The following is a 15,568-nucleotide window of genomic DNA, read 5'->3' on the forward strand; positions in this document are numbered from 1 at the left end:
TTACCGAACCGATCTTGGCGCCAATCATCTAAGCTCGACCGAAACAAAACTGCGCGCGTGGTTGCGCTGGATCAGCACGGCGACCTGTTTCCCTGCCTTTGCTTCCAGCGCGGTCACGTCCGCCGGCGTTTCGACCAGTGTGTCATTGAGCGACAGGACGATATCGCCGGGCTGGATGCCGGCGCTTGCCGCCGGCCCATCAACGCCGTCCACCATCAGACCCACGGCTAAATCGCTCGCGCGCCGCTCGTCCTCATTCAGCGGATGCATGCTCAAGCCCAGACGATCCCCTGTGCTGCCTTCGACGGGTCGAGCTTTGGGGCTTTCCACGGACGCGCCGACCATGACCGTCATGGTCATCGGCCTGTGGTTGCGGATCAGCCTGAGTGTGGTTTTCGTCCCTGGCGGCAACGCAGCCGCATCCTCGGCGAGTTCGGCCGAGTGATCGATCGGCTTGTCGCCGATCCGGATGATCACGTCGCCGGGCTTGAGGCCGCTCGCGGCAGCCGATGTGCCGGGCTGGACGGAGTTGACCAGCGCACCTGCCGGCCGTGGCAGGCCAAAGGCCGCGGCGAGACCCGGGCCGACGTCCTGTACGTCCACGCCAAGACCGCCCGGAGAGGTCGCTTGCGTGGCTTGCGCCTGCGATCGCACCTTGGCCGCCAGGTTGATCGGGATGGCCAAGGCCAGGTTGGGGGATCCGCCGGAGTCCGCGTAAATCTGCACGTCGATGCCGACCACCTCGCCGGCACGGTTGAACAGGGGGCCGCCCGAATTGTCCGGGTTGGCGGCGAGATCGGTTTGAAAAAAGGGAAAACTGCTGCCGTCCTGGAGCGTGCGAGACGTGGCGCTGACAATGCCGGCTGCAACGGTATTGTCGAAGCTGTCGGGCGAGCCGATCGCCAGGACCGGTTCACCGACGCGTACTCGCGACGAGTCACCCAGTTTGACGGTCGGGAGCTTCGTGGCATCGACCTGGATGATCGCGACGTCGCTCTGGGTGTCGACCGCCACGACCTTTGCCTTGAACTCGCGTCGATCGGTCAGCCTGACCGTCACTTCGTCGGCTTGATCCACCACATGAGCGGTGGTCAGAATGAGGCCGTCGGAACTCACGATAAAGCCGGAGCCCATTCCTGTGATGACGCGTGCCGAACTGCCTTGAGACGGCTGTGATTGCGGCACCACATGCTTGACGAGGGCAAGAAGGGGATCGTCAGCATCCATTGCCGCGGGGGCGGGTAACGACGCTTGCTGCGCAGGGGCAGTCGCCCTGATATTCACGACGGCGGGCCCGTATCGCTCCACGATGGTAGGGAAGTCGACCGACGCTGCAGCGTTGACGGGTGAAACCCGCTTCGCCTTCACGGGTGGCGGCGGCACGGCTTCGGCATTCGCCGTCGGCTGCAGGCACGGGTAGCCCGAGAGAAATGCTGCTATCAGGGCAGCGGGGAGCCAGGCGCGTGCAAGAGTTGGGTGCAACACAGTGCACCTCCATGGCGGTCAGAGTGCCAGGGCCAGGCGCGCGATTAGTGGGCCGATCGATACATGAATGCATCGATAGCGCCGGTACGACAATGCACGGTCCTCCCCTACATGATTTATAGAAGAGCGGTGGGAAAACTGCACCGAGTGCTAATCCTGGGGTACGGTTTTCGAGCGGCGTGGATCGCTACTAACGCAAGCAGGTTGCGCAAAATGCGGCAAAGCCTGGCGCCTGAGCGCCGATGGACGACTTCACGCCGTGCGGTAGCGTGCCTCACTCGTGCTGGCGGGAACAAGCCGTTCGCGTTGCATCGCGACCGCCTCGCCAAGCCGCTTGCAGAGCTGGTCCGTGTTCCGGATGCCTGGCAAACGCCTCACGGGATGCGCGACGTCGTTGGTCGTCAGGATGATCGTGCCGGTGCCGAATAGACGCAGCCACCAAGGATGGATCGAGGTGATGTGTTGAATCCGGGAAAGATCGAGACTCGATGTACGGCGATGCAGAATGCCTTGTGTCCAGGTAATGCGCGTGGTGTCGATGACGATTCGGGTGAACGCGGTTTTGACGAACGGCAAAGCGACACCGATCAGGACCGCGCAGGCTTGCGCAAGCAGCACGGGCCACTGAAGCGGGAAAGCGTTCAACGCGCAGACATGGATAGCGCCAATCATGGCCATGACAACGCCACCCTTCAGCAGCGCCGGAAGGTTGCAGGCCTGCGACGGCGCGCCGCTGAAAATCACCTGATTGGCCATCGCACATACTCCTCTTTCTGATCCACGGCCCTATTCGTCCTTCGAAAAAAGGCAGTGCTGCCTTTTTTGGTCCTCGTGCCGGTGGTGGGCCCAGTATAGCCCTCACGACGAAGATCGTCCGCAACGCCTACGCACCGGGCGGTGAGTGCGGCAGACGGGGCAGGACGAGGCTTTACGCGTCTTTCAGCCAGGGCATTTCCACGGGCGACACCACCAGACGCCGGGACTCCCGTTTCAGTTCGAAGATGAACCCGACCAGGATCATCGAGTCGGCATAGGGGATCGGGAATACGTGAGGATTGTCCACGCTGCGCAGCGGGTGCGCGGGGGTATCCGCCGTTGTCGCGGCGTTCGCGCGGACGCTCTCGAGTTCGTCGGCCATTGCCGGCCCACTGACTTTCAGGACGCGGCTACGCAGGTCGCTGAAGGGTTCGATGCGCGCCCCGTCTTCGTTGTATTCGGGCACTTCATAGATGAACCAGGACATGTGCGTCTCCTAGGAAAAGGGCATCTATTCTAGCAGTGGGCGTAACTTACGGTGTCCGGACGCTCATCCAGCGCGTGCCCTGCTATGCTGGCGCCGACTATTATTTCGCGACCCAGCACGTGATACAGGCGGTGTGCCTTTTCTGACCTGTTTGTCGCCCATACTTCGATTTCGTATGGGCGGAAATCGTCCATCGCCTGCATGAAACGCGCGTTCCAATCGCTCTGATCCACTATGCGTCCATCATCCGCCGGCGAGTCCTCCAACACTGACAGTGACGATCCGGTCGCGCAGCCGGACCCAACGGCCAGGTTCACCGACGCGCTGGAGAAGGTGACGCCGCTGTTCGAGTTGCAGCCGCCGTTAGAGGCCACCGTGCTAGCCGAGGCGTTGCAGCTCGCGGCGGTCAGCTCGCTTGGCTTGGGCCGGCTCACCGATGCCGAGTCCTATTGGCGCCGTGCGATCGAAGCGAACGCGCGATTCGTCGACGCATACCTGAACCTCGCCACCTTGCTGAAAGGACTCAACCGCCTGTCCGACGTGGAAGCGCTGTTTCGGCGATTGCTGGAAGTGAGCCCGGATCTCGCAGACGTTCACAACCAGCTTGGGTCTTTGCTCCAGGACCAGGGGCGCCTGTCAGAAGCAGAGGCGGCTTATCGGCAAGCGGCGCTGATTTGCCCTGATCGCCTCGAATTTCATTACAACCTCGGTACCGTACTCAGACCGCTAGGCCATTGGCACGAAGCTGGGGAGGCGTATCAGCGGGCAATCGCGCTACGCCCTGACTTCGTCATGGGTTACAGCAACCTCGGCAACATACTGAAGGAACTCGGACGCCTGCCGGAAGCCGAAGCTGCCTACCGGCAGGCGCTCGCCATTCGCGGCGACTATCACATGGCGAAGTACGCTCTGGCGATACTGCTGCTCAGCATGGGGCGCTTCGAGGAAGGATGGCGGCTCTATGAGGCGCGTCATGCGGATCCTAAGTCCATGCAGCATAAGACGCAGAAGGTCATAGGGCGTCCCCGCTGGCAAGGCGAAACACTGGCGGGGAAAAAGCTGCTGGTCTGGCAGGAGGGCGGGCTCGGCGATGCGATTCATTTTGCCCGCTACTTTCAGCTGCTCAAGGCGCAAGGCGCGGCCCAGGTCGCCTTTGCCTGCGCTCCGGCGCTGCACCGGCTGTTCGCCGCGGTCGAGGGCGTCGACGTGGTGCTGGCTCACGAGGCGGGATGGGCTGCATCGGCGAATTACGACTACTGGATGAGCCCATTGAGCGCGCCGCTGTATCTGAGCACGACGACGGACACCATGCCGTTGCCCGTCCGGCTGACGCTGGATCCGTCTCTCCTCGAAGCCTGGCGCGTGCGTCTGGCAACGCTTCCTCCGGGTCGGAGGATCGGGCTCGTGTGGAAAGGTAATGCTCTACACCAAAACGATGCGAACCGGTCGCTGGGATCCTTCGGGATGCTGGCGCCACTCTGGCGCGTGCCCGGACTGAGCTTCGTGAGTCTGCAAAAGGGGGAGGGCGAGGACGAAGCCCTATCGCCGCCCGCCAACCAGCCGCTGCTGCATCTCGGGTCCGATGTAACGGACTTGGCCGACAGCGCCGCCATCATCGCGCAGCTCGATCTTGTCATCTGCGTGGATACAGCGATTGCGCATCTCGCCGCCTCCGTCGGTACGCAGTGCTGGGTCATGCTGCCCGGAGAGGCAATCGACTGGCGCTGGATGCACGAACGCACGGACTCGCCTTGGTATCCGGATACGATTCGCCTGTTCCGCCAACCTTTGGGCGCGCAGTGGCCGACGGTTATCGAACAGGTGCGGCAGGCGTGTGCCGAGGCGTTCCCGGGGTAAAGCACGATGGGGGGCGATCAGGGTTTTCAGCCACCTATCGACGCATGCGAGAATGCTACGCTGCGCCGACAAAGGTGGCTCCGTATTACCCGATTGACTATCCGATAGCCGCTTGTAAAACAGAATACAGGAGCTAAACGTGAGTGACTTTTCCGCCGATTATCTCGTTCCAGCCGCGGCCCAAAAAATGCAAACCCTGATCGAGACGGCCGCGTGATGCGCATCGAGACCGGAGATTTTGCCACCAACGGGATCGAGCTACGAGCCGACATTGCCGGCACCGGTATGCCGGTCCTGCTCTGCCACGGATTCCCTGAATCGCGGCATTCCTGGCGCCATCAGGTACCGGCGCTCGCCGAAGCGGGATATCGTGTGATCGCGCCCGATATGCGGGGCTATGGCGGCAGCAGCGCGCCGGAAACGATCGAAGATTTTACGATTCTGCATCTGGTGGGCGACATGGTCGGGTTGCTCGATACGCTCGGGCATCCGAAAGCCGTGATCGTGGGCCATGATTGGGGCGCGCTTGTCGCCTGGGCGGCGGCCATGTTGCGGCCTGACCGGTTTATTGGCGTCGCTGGACTTTCGGTTCCGTTCATCCCTCGCACCGCCTCTGCGCCGCTCGCGACCTTGCGCCGCCGGGGGCGGGAGCGCTTCTACTGGCTCTGGTTCGAACCGCGCGGTCGCGCCGAGGCAGAACTTGACGCTGATCCGGCGGAAAGCCTTCGCCGCATGTACTGGGGCCTCTCTGGCGCCGCGCCCGATCCGCTCTGGAACGGTATGGTCGCTGAGAGCGGATTTCTTGCGACCTTTCCGGCACCCTCCGGCCTGCCGGATTGGCTGACGCCAGAGGACCTTAGTCTGCAAACAGCGGCTTTCGCCCGTGGCTTTCGTGCGCCGCTCGACTGGTATCGCAATCTTGATCGGAACTGGGGCTTGCTCGGCGCCTTTGCCGGCACACGCATCACACAACCGGCGATGTTTCTCGCAGGCGCGCGGGACCCCGTGTTGAATTGGCGACGTGACGCCTATGCTGCCCATTCGGAAACCTTGCCAGGCCTTGTCTCCAGCACACTGCTCCCGGGCATCGGCCATTGGATACAGCAGGAGGCGCCGGAAGCCGTCACGGTGGCGCTCCTCGACTTCCTGCGGACATTCAAGGCTCCGGACTACCCGCCAATGGGTTCGCGATAAGAAGGCGTGTGTCAACGCTGCCCGTACCTATACGTCGCGCCTACTCCATGGGTGGTTCATTTCGTATCACCAGCTCCATGAACCCTGAACTTGAGTCGTGCTCCCGGGAGAAGCGATGTTCGGGAAGAAGCGCCAGCAATATCTCCGCGGTTGTACGGACCGTGCAACCGCGTGCCACATGACCACCGAACACTCGACCGCGTGAGTCGGCAACCGACATGTGCAGATGCGCGTCATCAGGTGATAGGGACCCGGCGAGCGTCAGGATTTCCAGATCGTCGCGCAGCTCAGTCGGATCCTCGTCGCCGGCAAATCGCAATTGGGCAATGCTGAGGCTTCCGATGCCCTGGATCACGAAGGCCGCCTGCAACTTGACCTGACGCAGTGCGTCTTCGAGGGCGGCACGCAGATCGTCGCCGGGAAAGAGGCGCAAAGGATGTGCTTGCATCGCGAGGTTCCAGGTTAGGGGCTGGGTGATAGGTTAAGCCGGATTGCTGCTGGCCCTTATGCTGGCGAAAAACCAGCGTGGCTCCGGTACCAGTCGACCAGGCCGCGTCAACGTGTCGAGTTGAGCATCACCCGTCCAGCACCTCAAGCTTGCCCGGGGCACGTTCACAAAGAAACTGCCAGTCTCAGTCGTTGTCAGGCGTTCTGTTTGAGGCCTTTCCGTGATGGAATAGTCATTGCGGCGACTCCAGCGACGACACATCCTAGTCCCAGCCACGCCGACGGAGAAAGCGATTCTCCCAGAAACGCAATGCCTATCGCTACGCCGATGGGCACTCGCAGGTAGGCTTGCGCCGTTGTGCCAACCGAACCTAGCGTTGGTATAAGTCGAAAGTAAATGACGAACGCCATCGCTGTCGAGAAAACTGCCAGCGCCATAAGCGCCAACAGCGATTGCAACGAAGGATGGAGTGTCCACGGGCGATCAACCACCAGACTGACAGGAACAAGCAGGATCGCGCCCACAATGAGCGAACCCGCAGCGGGAGCGACTGGGGAAAGCCCTCTGAAAGACCGACCGTAGATCGCCGCTCCTGCGTAGCAAACCGTAGCTGCGACGATCGCCAATTGCGGAATAAGCTGCCTGCCGAGTCCTTCGAATGCGTTGACGCCAACAACCAGGCCTATACCGGCAATCCCTGCGGTGACACCGAACAACTTGCGCGGCGTAATCTGCTCATGGCGGGTGATCAACCACGTTCCGAGAAACGCCATGACAGGTGAGGCCGAATTCAGGATTGTCGCCAAACCAGCTTCCACCGAACGCTCGGCCCACGCGATAAGCGTAAAAGGAACCACGCTATTCAGCAACGCCTGCACGACGAAGCGACGCCACACTGCGGGATCGCGCGGCATGGAAACTCGCTGAACCGTCATCCAGAGCAGAAGGACTGATCCGGCAATCAACGTTCTCGCTGCAATGAGCGTAAGCGGAGGAATGGTAGCGACGCCAACTCTGATGAATGTGTAAGACGCTCCCCAAAGCGTCGAAAGTGTCAGGAGCAGGATCAGGTCGAGAGCGGGGTTTGCTCCGCTCATAGTTGTTGTTCGTACTTTGGACAATTTGCTTTCGCCGTGACGGGTTGAAAATACTGAACCGTGCGGCACGCACCGGGCCGAACGGCCGAATTATGCAAGCCGCCACAGAGTGAACGTTTCAGCATGGAGCGAAATGTGGATTGCTGCCACATCGACGCCCCGCTCTCTCTGCTGTTAGTTGGCCCTTTTCCTTTCGGGACATCGCGTCATCTTCACCAACTCGCCCAGAGGTGCTTCGTCAGATGCGCGGCACCCGACAATGGCAGCTTCCGGCGCACCGCCAGCGTACCGAAACATGCAACGCCTTCGGAGATCGCCGTGCGGATGGTGCGAAACGTCCGGCTGGTTGCGAGCACCGCCTCGCCATCGCCGGACTCGCTCCACACAAGCAGGAAGCCCGTGCGTTGATCATTGTCACGCACCTGCAATTGCCGCCGTGGGGGTGAACCAAAAGCGCGGATGTTTTCCATATGGCATCTCTGATGGATGGGATATTCCCTTCATGTCCTTACGCCAAAGCGCGGCGGCGACGACAGATAGACGTCGCCGCCGCGCACAATCAAACCGTCGCAGCCCGGTGACTTGGCAGCAACGTGGTGACGGTTTCCGGCGCCTTGCAGTCTGACACCCACGCTTTCATCGCAGCGATATCGTCCGCGAAAAAGCGGTCCTTTTCATAAAAGGCCACGTTCTCGCGAATGTTCCCGATCACACGTTCGAGCGCGGCGCTTGAACGCAGCGGGCGATGAAACTCGATGCCTTGCGCTGCGGCCATCGCTTCGATACCGACTACAACGGCGGTGTTTTCCGCCATGTCACCCAGGCGCCGTGCGGCGAACGTCGCCATCGACACGTGATCTTCCTGATTGGCCGAGGTCGGCAAACTGTCGACGCTTGCCGGATGGGCGAGTGATTTGTTTTCCGATGCAAGCGCCGCGGCCGTGACCTGCGCAATCATGAATCCCGAGTGGAGACCGCCATCGCTTACGAGGAACGGCGGCAAGCCCGACAGGTTCGAATCGAGCAGCAAGGCGAGACGACGTTCGGAAATCGCACCGATTTCAGCGATCGCGATCGCGATGTCGTCTGCTGCGATCGCGACTGGCTCGGCGTGGAAATTCCCTCCCGACAGCACGTCGCCTTCGTCGGCAAAGACGAGCGGATTGTCCGAGGCCGCATTTGCTTCGATACGCAACACTTCAGCGGCGTGGCGCAACTGGTCCAGGCACGCACCCATGACCTGGGGCTGGCAGCGGATCGAATACGGATCCTGCACGCGTCCGCAGTCGCGATGTGACGAAACGATCGGGCTGTCTCCGAGGAGTGCCCGGTAAGCGGCGGCCACATCGATCTGACCCGGCTGCCCGCGCGCCGCGTGAATGCGGCTGTCGAACGGCGTGAGCGATCCCTTGATCGCTTCGAGCGACAGCGCACCAGCGAGAACGGCGGACGCGAACACGTCTTCCGCAGCGAACAGGCCCACCAGTGCTAACGCCGTGGAAACTTGCGTGCCATTGAGGAACGCGAGCCCTTCTTTCGGGCCGAGCTGCAGCGGCTCGAGTCCGGCATGGCGCAATCCCTCGATTGCGGTGACCCGTTCGCCGCCAACGCGTGCGTGTCCAACGCCGATCAGCACCGCGGTCATATGCGCGAGCGGTGCAAGATCGCCCGATGCGCCGACCGATCCCTTCGCTGGAATGCAGGGGTAGACGCCAGCGTTGAGCAAACGCACTAGCGCATGAATCGCGTCCGGCCTCACGCCGGAATGACCGCGGGCGAGGCTGATGGCCTTCAGTGTCATGATCAGGCGCACCGTGCTGTCGGCGAGGAGGGAGCCGGTGCCGACGCTGTGCGAGAGCACGAGATTTTTTTGCAACTCGGCGAGCTTGTCAGATGGAATGACGGTTTGGGCCATCTTGCCAAAGCCGGTGTTGATTCCGTAGACCACCTGACCGCGTGCGATCACATCGTCGATCACCGCATGGCTGCGTTCGACCGACGCAAACGCACTGGGGTCGATTTCAATGGGCGTGGTGTTGCGCAGCACGCTGCGCAACTGATCGAGCCGGACCTTGCCCGGCACGAGAGTAATAACGTTGTCGATCTGTTTCATGACTGTCCGATATGAGCGAGTGAAGAAAACGCGGCAGCGCTAGCCTTGTCGCTGGGCGACATCGGGGGTAAAGCGGCAACCAAGCCGGTAGCGCGACCCTGGATGGACGAACCGGGAGAAAGTGACGGCGACACCGCCCGTCCACGTACGCCGCACCAGGGTGAGGCAGGGCTCCTCGTCGGATATTTCCAGCAGTTGTGCCTCAGTGGCGGTGACAAGGCCCGCATCGACGACGTGTTCGATTTCATCCAGCGGCACCGTGCTGTACAGATAGGCAGACGGGCGTGTGCTGTTGAAGTCCTGTTCGAGAAACGCCGGCGCCACTGCAGGATTGACATATCGATCTTCCAGCTGGACCGGCAGGCCATTTTCCCGGTGCACGCAGATCACGTGGAACACCGAGGCGCCCGGCTCGAGTCCCAGCGCGTTCGATACAACGGCCGGCGCGGTTTCCCGTCTTTGCAGCAATGTCTTGAAGCTGTACTCATGACCACGCGAGCGGATTTCGTCGCCGATATGGGCGATCATCAGCAGCGTGGATTGCGGCTTACTCTCCGCGACGAACGTGCCGACGCCCGATAGCCGGGTGAGCAGGCCTTCGTCGCTCAGTTCGCGCAAGGCGCGATTCACCGTCATGCGCGACACGCCGAGTGTTTCGACCAGGCTTAGCTCGGATGGAATGCGATCGCCCGATCGCCATGTGCCCGCGTCGATAGTGGTCCGGATGTAGGTCTTGACGCGCTCGTAGCGGGCCATGGTCGGCCCTTCGACCGTTACTTCAAATGCTGGCGTACGCCGGACTGTGCGTTTTCCATTCACGCCCGCCTGGTTTGTCACATCATTCACTGAGGCGCGTGAGTTACGTTCAGTGGATTTCAATTTGTGATCCTCTGCTATGTACTGCGCCCAGACTAGTGAGCACCTCGATAAACAGATCGTTGTCGTCGCGGCTGCCGATCGAGACGCGCAGACAGTCCGCATAGCCTTTTTCTCGCCATGGTTTGACGATCACGCCTTCACGTAACAGTCGCTGCGACAGCGCGACCGCATCCTCATAGGCATCGAAAAACAGAAAATTCGCACAAGACCGCGCGGGCCGATAGCCGAGCGCGAGCAACGATGCACGCATTGCCTCGCGTTCGCTGCTCACGTGCGCAACGCTAGCGGCAACGTGCTCCGGGTCGGACAGGGCCGCAACCGCGGCACACTGCGCGAGGTGATTGATATTGAATGGCGTACGCACCCGGTTCATCAGATCGGCGAGCCGCCAGTCCGATGCGATGCCATACCCGATCCGCAGACCAGCAAGCCCATACGCTTTGGAGAAAGTCCGCAGCACGAGCCATGGCAAGCCGGATTCCGCCAGCAATGCCAGGCAGTCCGCATAACCCGGCGTGGCGACGGCATACTCGTAATACGCTTCGTCCCAGACGACCAGCGTGCCGGGCGACACACAGGACCGCAGGCGCCTGATCTGCGCGCCGTCCATCGCACAGCCAACAGGATTGGACGGGTTGCTCACCAGCAGCATCCGGGTGTGGGGCTTGAGCGCCGCGCAAAGGGCGTCAACGTCAAATTCGAAGCCGCGCATCGGAACGGTCGTCACGGTAGCGCCGACGCTTTGCGGGCAGATGACGTGCAGTCCGAACGACGGCACCACGGTGACCACCTCGTCACCGGGCGCAAGAAACGTGTGTGCCGCTACGGACAGGAGATCTTCGGAGCCGTTGCCGAACACCAGTTGGCCGGCATCGACGGGAAGACGGGCCGCCAGTGCGGCCCGCAGCAAACCGCAGGCTGGGTCGGGATAAACGGCGATGCCGTCGGCCAGCGCCTGCGCCAGCGCATCGGTAACGCATGGGCTTGCACCGTACGGATTTTCATTGCTGGCGAGTTTGGCGATGCGTGTCACACCGAACTGCTCGCGGACATGTGCCGCGGACAACCCCGCGTTATACGCAGGCAATGCACGCACTTCGGGGCGAAGGGCGCCAATGAGCGCATCGGTAGGGGTCATGCTGTCTCCGTGTCGTTGCTTCGCGTCCAGAACGCGTTGCGGTCAAAGTAGTTCTGCAGGAACTGACGCAGGCGCGGCTGGGCTGCATCGTGAAAGACCTGCTGCGGCGATCCCTGCACGGCGATCTTGCCCTGATCGATGAACACCACTTTGTCGGCGACCTGAGCGGCGAAACCCATTTCATGGGTGACGACCATCATCGTCATACCGTCGCGCGCGAGCTGTTTCATCACCTGCAATACTTCGCCCACCAGTTCGGGGTCGAGCGCGGAGGTGGGCTCGTCGAACAGCATGATGTGCGGTTCCATCGCCAGCGCGCGCGCGATGGCGACGCGCTGCTGCTGGCCACCCGAGAGCTTGGCCGGATAGGCATCGGCCTTGTGGGCGAGACCGACGGTCTCCAGCATCGCCATGCCGCGCCGCTTCGCTTCGTCGCGCGACTGGCCGCGCACGCGCTGCAGTGCCTCGATGACGTTGCCGAGCGCGGTCATGTGCGGCCACAGGTTGAACTGCTGGAACACCATGCCGACGTTGCGCCGTACCCGGTTGATCTCGCCCTGCGAGGCCCGCACGCGGCGGCCGTTGCGTTCGGTGTAACCGAGCAGTTCGCCTTCGATCTGCACTTCACCCCGGTCATAGGTTTCCAGCGCCGCGATACAGCGCAACAAGGTGCTTTTGCCCGAGCCGGACGGCCCGATGACGCAGACCACTTCGGATTTGGCGATTTCGAGGTCGACGCCGCGTAACACTTCAATTTCGCCATACTGCTTGCCGAGCTCACGCACCTGGATCAGGGGCTGGCGCGTGGGAGGCGTGGCGTTCGGGATAGGACTGGTAGACATATCAGTAATGGCATTCATGGCTGGGGATCCCTGTCAGGCGTAAATACGGGCAAGACGTTTCTCTGCCCATGCGCCGGCGCGTGACGTTGTTTCGACCAACGCGAGGTAGCAGACGCACAGCACGAGCAGGGTTTCCATAAAGGCGAACGTCGCTGAGCCGATCCCCGTCAGTACGAAGGTGAGCTCGGGTACGGTGACGATCGACAGGACGGCGGTTTCCTTGCTCAGCACGATGGTGAGATTGGTGAGTGCGGGCACGATCAGCACGAGCATCTGCGGGAGCTGAACGCGCCATACCGTCTGCAGGCGGGACAACCCGAGGCATTGCGCCGCTTCGATATGGCCCTTCGGGACCGAGCGGAATCCCGAGCGAAACGCCTCTGCAAAATAGGCGCTGCTATAGAGACCAAGCCCGATGACACCCGCCGTCATCGGCTCGAGTGTCAGGCCAAACGATGGACCGCCGTAGTAGAGCAGAAAGAGCTGGATGAGAAACGGCGTGCCGCGGAAGAACTCGACATAGGCACGCAGCAGTGCACGTAACCAGCGGCTGCCGAACAATTGCAGGACCGCGATCATGAAGCCGATGAACATGCCGATGAGAACGCCCGCAGTCCATGTGCCGATGGTGTAGGCGAGACCGGAGAGTATCGGTTGAAGGTTGTGCGTGACGACGGTGGGATCGAACTGTTTCATCGTAGGGCCTCATGCGTGTAGTCGGTGTTCGGCCAGATGAGCAAGCGCCGCAAGCGTGCCGTTGATCACCAAGTAGATCAGACCAGCAGCCAGATACGCTTCAAGTGGCCGATAGGTCCCGGCGGCAATGTTCTGAGCGGTGCGAGTGATTTCAGCGACGCCGACAACGGAGATCAGCGACGATGCCTTGATCAGCAGCACCATCTCGTTCGCGAGCGAGGGCAGGGTGAGCCGGAACGCCTGTGGCACCTGCACGCGCCGCAGCATGTCGAACGGGCGGATGCCCAGCATGCGGGCGGCCTCCATCTGACCGGGCGGAATGCTCAGAAAGCCGCCACGGAGGATTTCCGCGACGTACGAGGCGGAACACAACGAGACCGCGCTGATTGCCGCGACCAGCGGCGGCACGTTGATGCCCACAAAGGGCAGCAGGTAGTACACCAGAAGCAGTTGCACGAGCAGCGGTACGCCACGGAAAAAGAACACGTAGGCGCCGGCGCACGCACGCATGACCGGGTGAGCGGAAAGTCGCGCGGCGCACACGCCGAGCGCCAGGAAAAAGCCGATCACCAGACCGGCGAGCGAGATTCGCACGGTGGCAATCGCCGCGTGTAGCAACAGAGGTAGAGCTTGTGCAAACACAGTCGGACTGAACATGGCTGGGAGCATCGAAGTGTGTGGGCGGTAAGGTCAATCAGACGTGTGCGGCGTCGGACCGCCGCACACGTCCAAAGACCGGTGTGGCTCGCTCAATAATTCGGCGTAGGCAGCGTGCCCGGCGTGTCCATTGCGACGCCAAGCCACTTCTTCTGCAAGGCCGCGAGACGTCCGTCTTTGTTCATCTTGACAAGCGCGGCGTCGAACGCATCAAGCAGCGTCTTGCTGTCCTCATCCTTGCGCATGCAGTAGGCGTAGTAGACCTTCGCGCCGAACGACGGCTGCATGACAGCGAACGTGTCGGGCCGCTGTTTGGCGACATAGGCGATATTGGTCACCGAGTTCGCCACCGCGACGATGCGTCCAGCGGCGAGATCGGAGTAAGCCTGATTGAAGTCGACGTACTCGCGGATTTCAGGCGGCTTGGGCAGCGTCGCCGCCCAGGTTTTCAGCTGTTCGTACTGTGCCGTGCTCTTGCCCGCGCCAACCGTCTTGCCGGCGATATCCGACGCCTGCTTGAGGGACGTGTCGCCGGTGCGCTTGAGCAGCGCATCGGTCGCGTCGGCGATCGGAAGGGTATAGGCGTAGCGGTCCGCGCGCGCCTTCGTCACCGTCAGCGGGCCGCCGACCATGTCGAATTTGTGCGCTTCCAGTCCGGGCAGCACGCTCGGCCACGGCAGGTCGATGAAGCGCACCTTCACGCCCAGTTCCTTGCCAATTTCAGCGAACAGGTCCTTGTTGAAGCCGGCCTGCTGCCCGTTCTCCAGAAAGTCGAACGGCGCGAACTGCATCTCCGTGCCGACCACCAGTTCGCCGGCTTTGCGCACGTTGGCCAGGTCGTCCGCGTGAGCGCACAGGCTTGCCGCGCACAACGCCAACGTCACCGCACAACTCTTCCAGCCTGCCACCTTGACCATGAGATTTCTCCTGAGGGATAGAACAACGTTGTAGAGGTCGCCCCGTCGGCGCCGGCCGGTTCGATGTGGCGCAGTATATACCGCGATTTTTTGAAAAATACCTGGTTTTTCAGCATCGTTTACCCATGGTTGCGGTTTACATTTATGCGGTATATACAGCTTGTCACAGTAATCGAACCCCCATGAGTGTTTACATATGCCTTTCAAACCCACTTTCAGATGGTTTCGTTGGAGTCGTTGTATGAACAATGCTGCGTTCAATGACACGCTCGCAGCGCTACGTGAAGCGCTTGGCGAAGAGGGTGTGCGGATGGGCGCGGAGATCGGTGAACGCTCGATGACGGATTGGACGAAGCATGCCGCGACGTGGCCGCCCCCGCGCGGATGGAAGCGCAGTACGATAGGTCGCGCCATGACTGCCGAGCAGAGGGCAATCTTTGAGCAGCGGATATATAAAGACGAGGCACCGCCGACATGAGGCTAGCTCTGTTCTGATCGCCATATCGGACTGACTGGCCGACAATCACGACCCAAGACGCGCAGGAAGGGTCATTGGGGCGGTAGCGCACAGGAGATTACATGAACCCAGTTTCCGATCTTTCAGTTTTATTGAACACTTTGGAGCCGGTGCTCAACCCGGGTGTGTTTGTGTTTGCTTCGCTCAAGGACGGTCATGCCATTGACCCAGCCGTCATCGTTGCGTCAATCCGGGAGCCGGAGGGCTTGTCGGTCATTACGAGCGAGACGGACGCGACGATCAGCGGTTTGAATGTGTTGTTCAAATGCGCCTGGATTACGTTGACCGTGAATTCAGCTTTGGATGCGGTGGGGTTGACTGCGGCATTCGCCAGCGCTTTGGGTCATTCCGGCATCAGTTGCAACGTGGTGGCGGGCGCGTACCACGACCATATTTTCGTTCCTCACGAATCAGCACAGACGGCGATGCAGGTACTTCATCAGTTGCAGACGGATGGAGGCATCGCGTAACAACTGGCAAATGGT

General features: G+C 61.4%; 17 protein-coding genes. 4 read left to right on the forward strand and 13 right to left on the reverse strand.

Annotated elements, in window-relative coordinates; translation table 11 throughout:
* Positions 1-24: 24 nt before the first annotated feature.
* From GNZ12_RS41225 to GNZ12_RS41235, 3 genes are all read right to left on the reverse strand, one after another.
* Complete coding sequence (locus GNZ12_RS41225) at positions 25-1,485, reverse strand: trypsin-like peptidase domain-containing protein (RefSeq protein WP_172318327.1); 1,461 nt, start codon at positions 1,483-1,485, stop codon at positions 25-27.
* A 252-nt stretch (positions 1,486-1,737) separates the two neighbouring features.
* Positions 1,738-2,241 (reverse strand): PH domain-containing protein, encoded by a 504-nt coding sequence (locus GNZ12_RS41230; RefSeq protein WP_172318329.1) that lies wholly within the window; start codon positions 2,239-2,241, stop codon positions 1,738-1,740.
* A gap of 172 nt (positions 2,242-2,413) precedes the next feature.
* Positions 2,414-2,728 carry a helicase gene (locus GNZ12_RS41235; RefSeq protein ID WP_172318331.1) on the reverse strand — a complete coding sequence of 105 codons (315 nt, stop codon included), beginning with the start codon at positions 2,726-2,728 and terminating at the stop codon, positions 2,414-2,416.
* Between the two features lie 333 nt (positions 2,729-3,061).
* Between GNZ12_RS41235 and GNZ12_RS41240 the strand changes: the two genes are divergently transcribed.
* On the forward strand, positions 3,062-4,585 hold the full coding sequence (locus GNZ12_RS41240; RefSeq protein ID WP_328806168.1) for a tetratricopeptide repeat protein: 1,524 nt from the start codon (positions 3,062-3,064) through the stop codon (positions 4,583-4,585).
* A gap of 216 nt (positions 4,586-4,801) precedes the next feature.
* Positions 4,802-5,779: an alpha/beta fold hydrolase gene (locus GNZ12_RS41245; protein ID WP_172318425.1), complete on the forward strand. Its 978-nt coding sequence runs from the start codon at positions 4,802-4,804 to the stop codon at positions 5,777-5,779.
* Between the two features lie 40 nt (positions 5,780-5,819).
* Here the strand turns inward: GNZ12_RS41245 and GNZ12_RS41250 are convergent, their stop codons facing one another.
* The 10 genes from GNZ12_RS41250 to GNZ12_RS41295 form a co-directional block, all read right to left on the reverse strand.
* On the reverse strand, positions 5,820-6,227 hold the full coding sequence (locus GNZ12_RS41250; protein ID WP_172318335.1) for a PPC domain-containing DNA-binding protein: 408 nt from the start codon (positions 6,225-6,227) through the stop codon (positions 5,820-5,822).
* A 194-nt stretch (positions 6,228-6,421) separates the two neighbouring features.
* Positions 6,422-7,324 carry a DMT family transporter gene (locus tag GNZ12_RS41255; protein ID WP_172318427.1) on the reverse strand — a complete coding sequence of 301 codons (903 nt, stop codon included), beginning with the start codon at positions 7,322-7,324 and terminating at the stop codon, positions 6,422-6,424.
* Between the two features lie 212 nt (positions 7,325-7,536).
* Positions 7,537-7,794: a hypothetical protein gene (locus GNZ12_RS41260; RefSeq protein WP_172318337.1), complete on the reverse strand. Its 258-nt coding sequence runs from the start codon at positions 7,792-7,794 to the stop codon at positions 7,537-7,539.
* 89 nt (positions 7,795-7,883) lie between these two features.
* Positions 7,884-9,437 (reverse strand): histidine ammonia-lyase, encoded by a 1,554-nt coding sequence (gene hutH, locus GNZ12_RS41265; RefSeq protein WP_172318339.1) that lies wholly within the window; start codon positions 9,435-9,437, stop codon positions 7,884-7,886.
* Between the two features lie 39 nt (positions 9,438-9,476).
* Positions 9,477-10,193, reverse strand: coding sequence for a histidine utilization repressor (gene hutC, locus GNZ12_RS41270; protein ID WP_172318429.1), 717 nt, complete (start codon positions 10,191-10,193; stop codon positions 9,477-9,479).
* 109 nt (positions 10,194-10,302) lie between these two features.
* On the reverse strand, positions 10,303-11,454 hold the full coding sequence (hisC, locus tag GNZ12_RS41275; protein ID WP_172318341.1) for a histidinol-phosphate transaminase: 1,152 nt from the start codon (positions 11,452-11,454) through the stop codon (positions 10,303-10,305).
* Positions 11,451-12,314: an amino acid ABC transporter ATP-binding protein gene (locus GNZ12_RS41280; protein WP_172318343.1), complete on the reverse strand. Its 864-nt coding sequence runs from the start codon at positions 12,312-12,314 to the stop codon at positions 11,451-11,453. Before GNZ12_RS41280 ends, hisC begins: the two co-directional genes overlap by 4 nt.
* 15 nt (positions 12,315-12,329) lie before the next feature.
* The gene (locus GNZ12_RS41285; RefSeq protein WP_172318345.1) at positions 12,330-12,992 is read right to left on the reverse strand and encodes an amino acid ABC transporter permease; all 663 of its coding nucleotides are present in this window, start codon (positions 12,990-12,992) and stop codon (positions 12,330-12,332) included.
* A gap of 9 nt (positions 12,993-13,001) precedes the next feature.
* Positions 13,002-13,649, reverse strand: coding sequence for an amino acid ABC transporter permease (locus GNZ12_RS41290; protein WP_172318347.1), 648 nt, complete (start codon positions 13,647-13,649; stop codon positions 13,002-13,004).
* Positions 13,650-13,741: 92 nt separating this feature from the next.
* Positions 13,742-14,566 (reverse strand): transporter substrate-binding domain-containing protein, encoded by an 825-nt coding sequence (locus GNZ12_RS41295; protein ID WP_172318349.1) that lies wholly within the window; start codon positions 14,564-14,566, stop codon positions 13,742-13,744.
* Positions 14,567-14,807: 241 nt separating this feature from the next.
* On the opposite strand from GNZ12_RS41295, the gene GNZ12_RS41300 reads away from it, so the two are divergent.
* Both GNZ12_RS41300 and GNZ12_RS41305 read left to right on the forward strand, forming a co-directional pair.
* Positions 14,808-15,044, forward strand: coding sequence for a hypothetical protein (locus GNZ12_RS41300; RefSeq protein ID WP_172318173.1), 237 nt, complete (start codon positions 14,808-14,810; stop codon positions 15,042-15,044).
* Positions 15,045-15,145: 101 nt separating this feature from the next.
* The gene (locus GNZ12_RS41305; protein ID WP_172318350.1) at positions 15,146-15,553 is read left to right on the forward strand and encodes an ACT domain-containing protein; all 408 of its coding nucleotides are present in this window, start codon (positions 15,146-15,148) and stop codon (positions 15,551-15,553) included.
* The last annotated feature ends 15 nt before the right edge of the window (positions 15,554-15,568 follow it).

Origin of the sequence: Paraburkholderia solitsugae (assembly GCF_013177695.1) — a bacterium.
GTDB classification, from domain to species: domain Bacteria; phylum Pseudomonadota; class Gammaproteobacteria; order Burkholderiales; family Burkholderiaceae; genus Paraburkholderia; species Paraburkholderia solitsugae.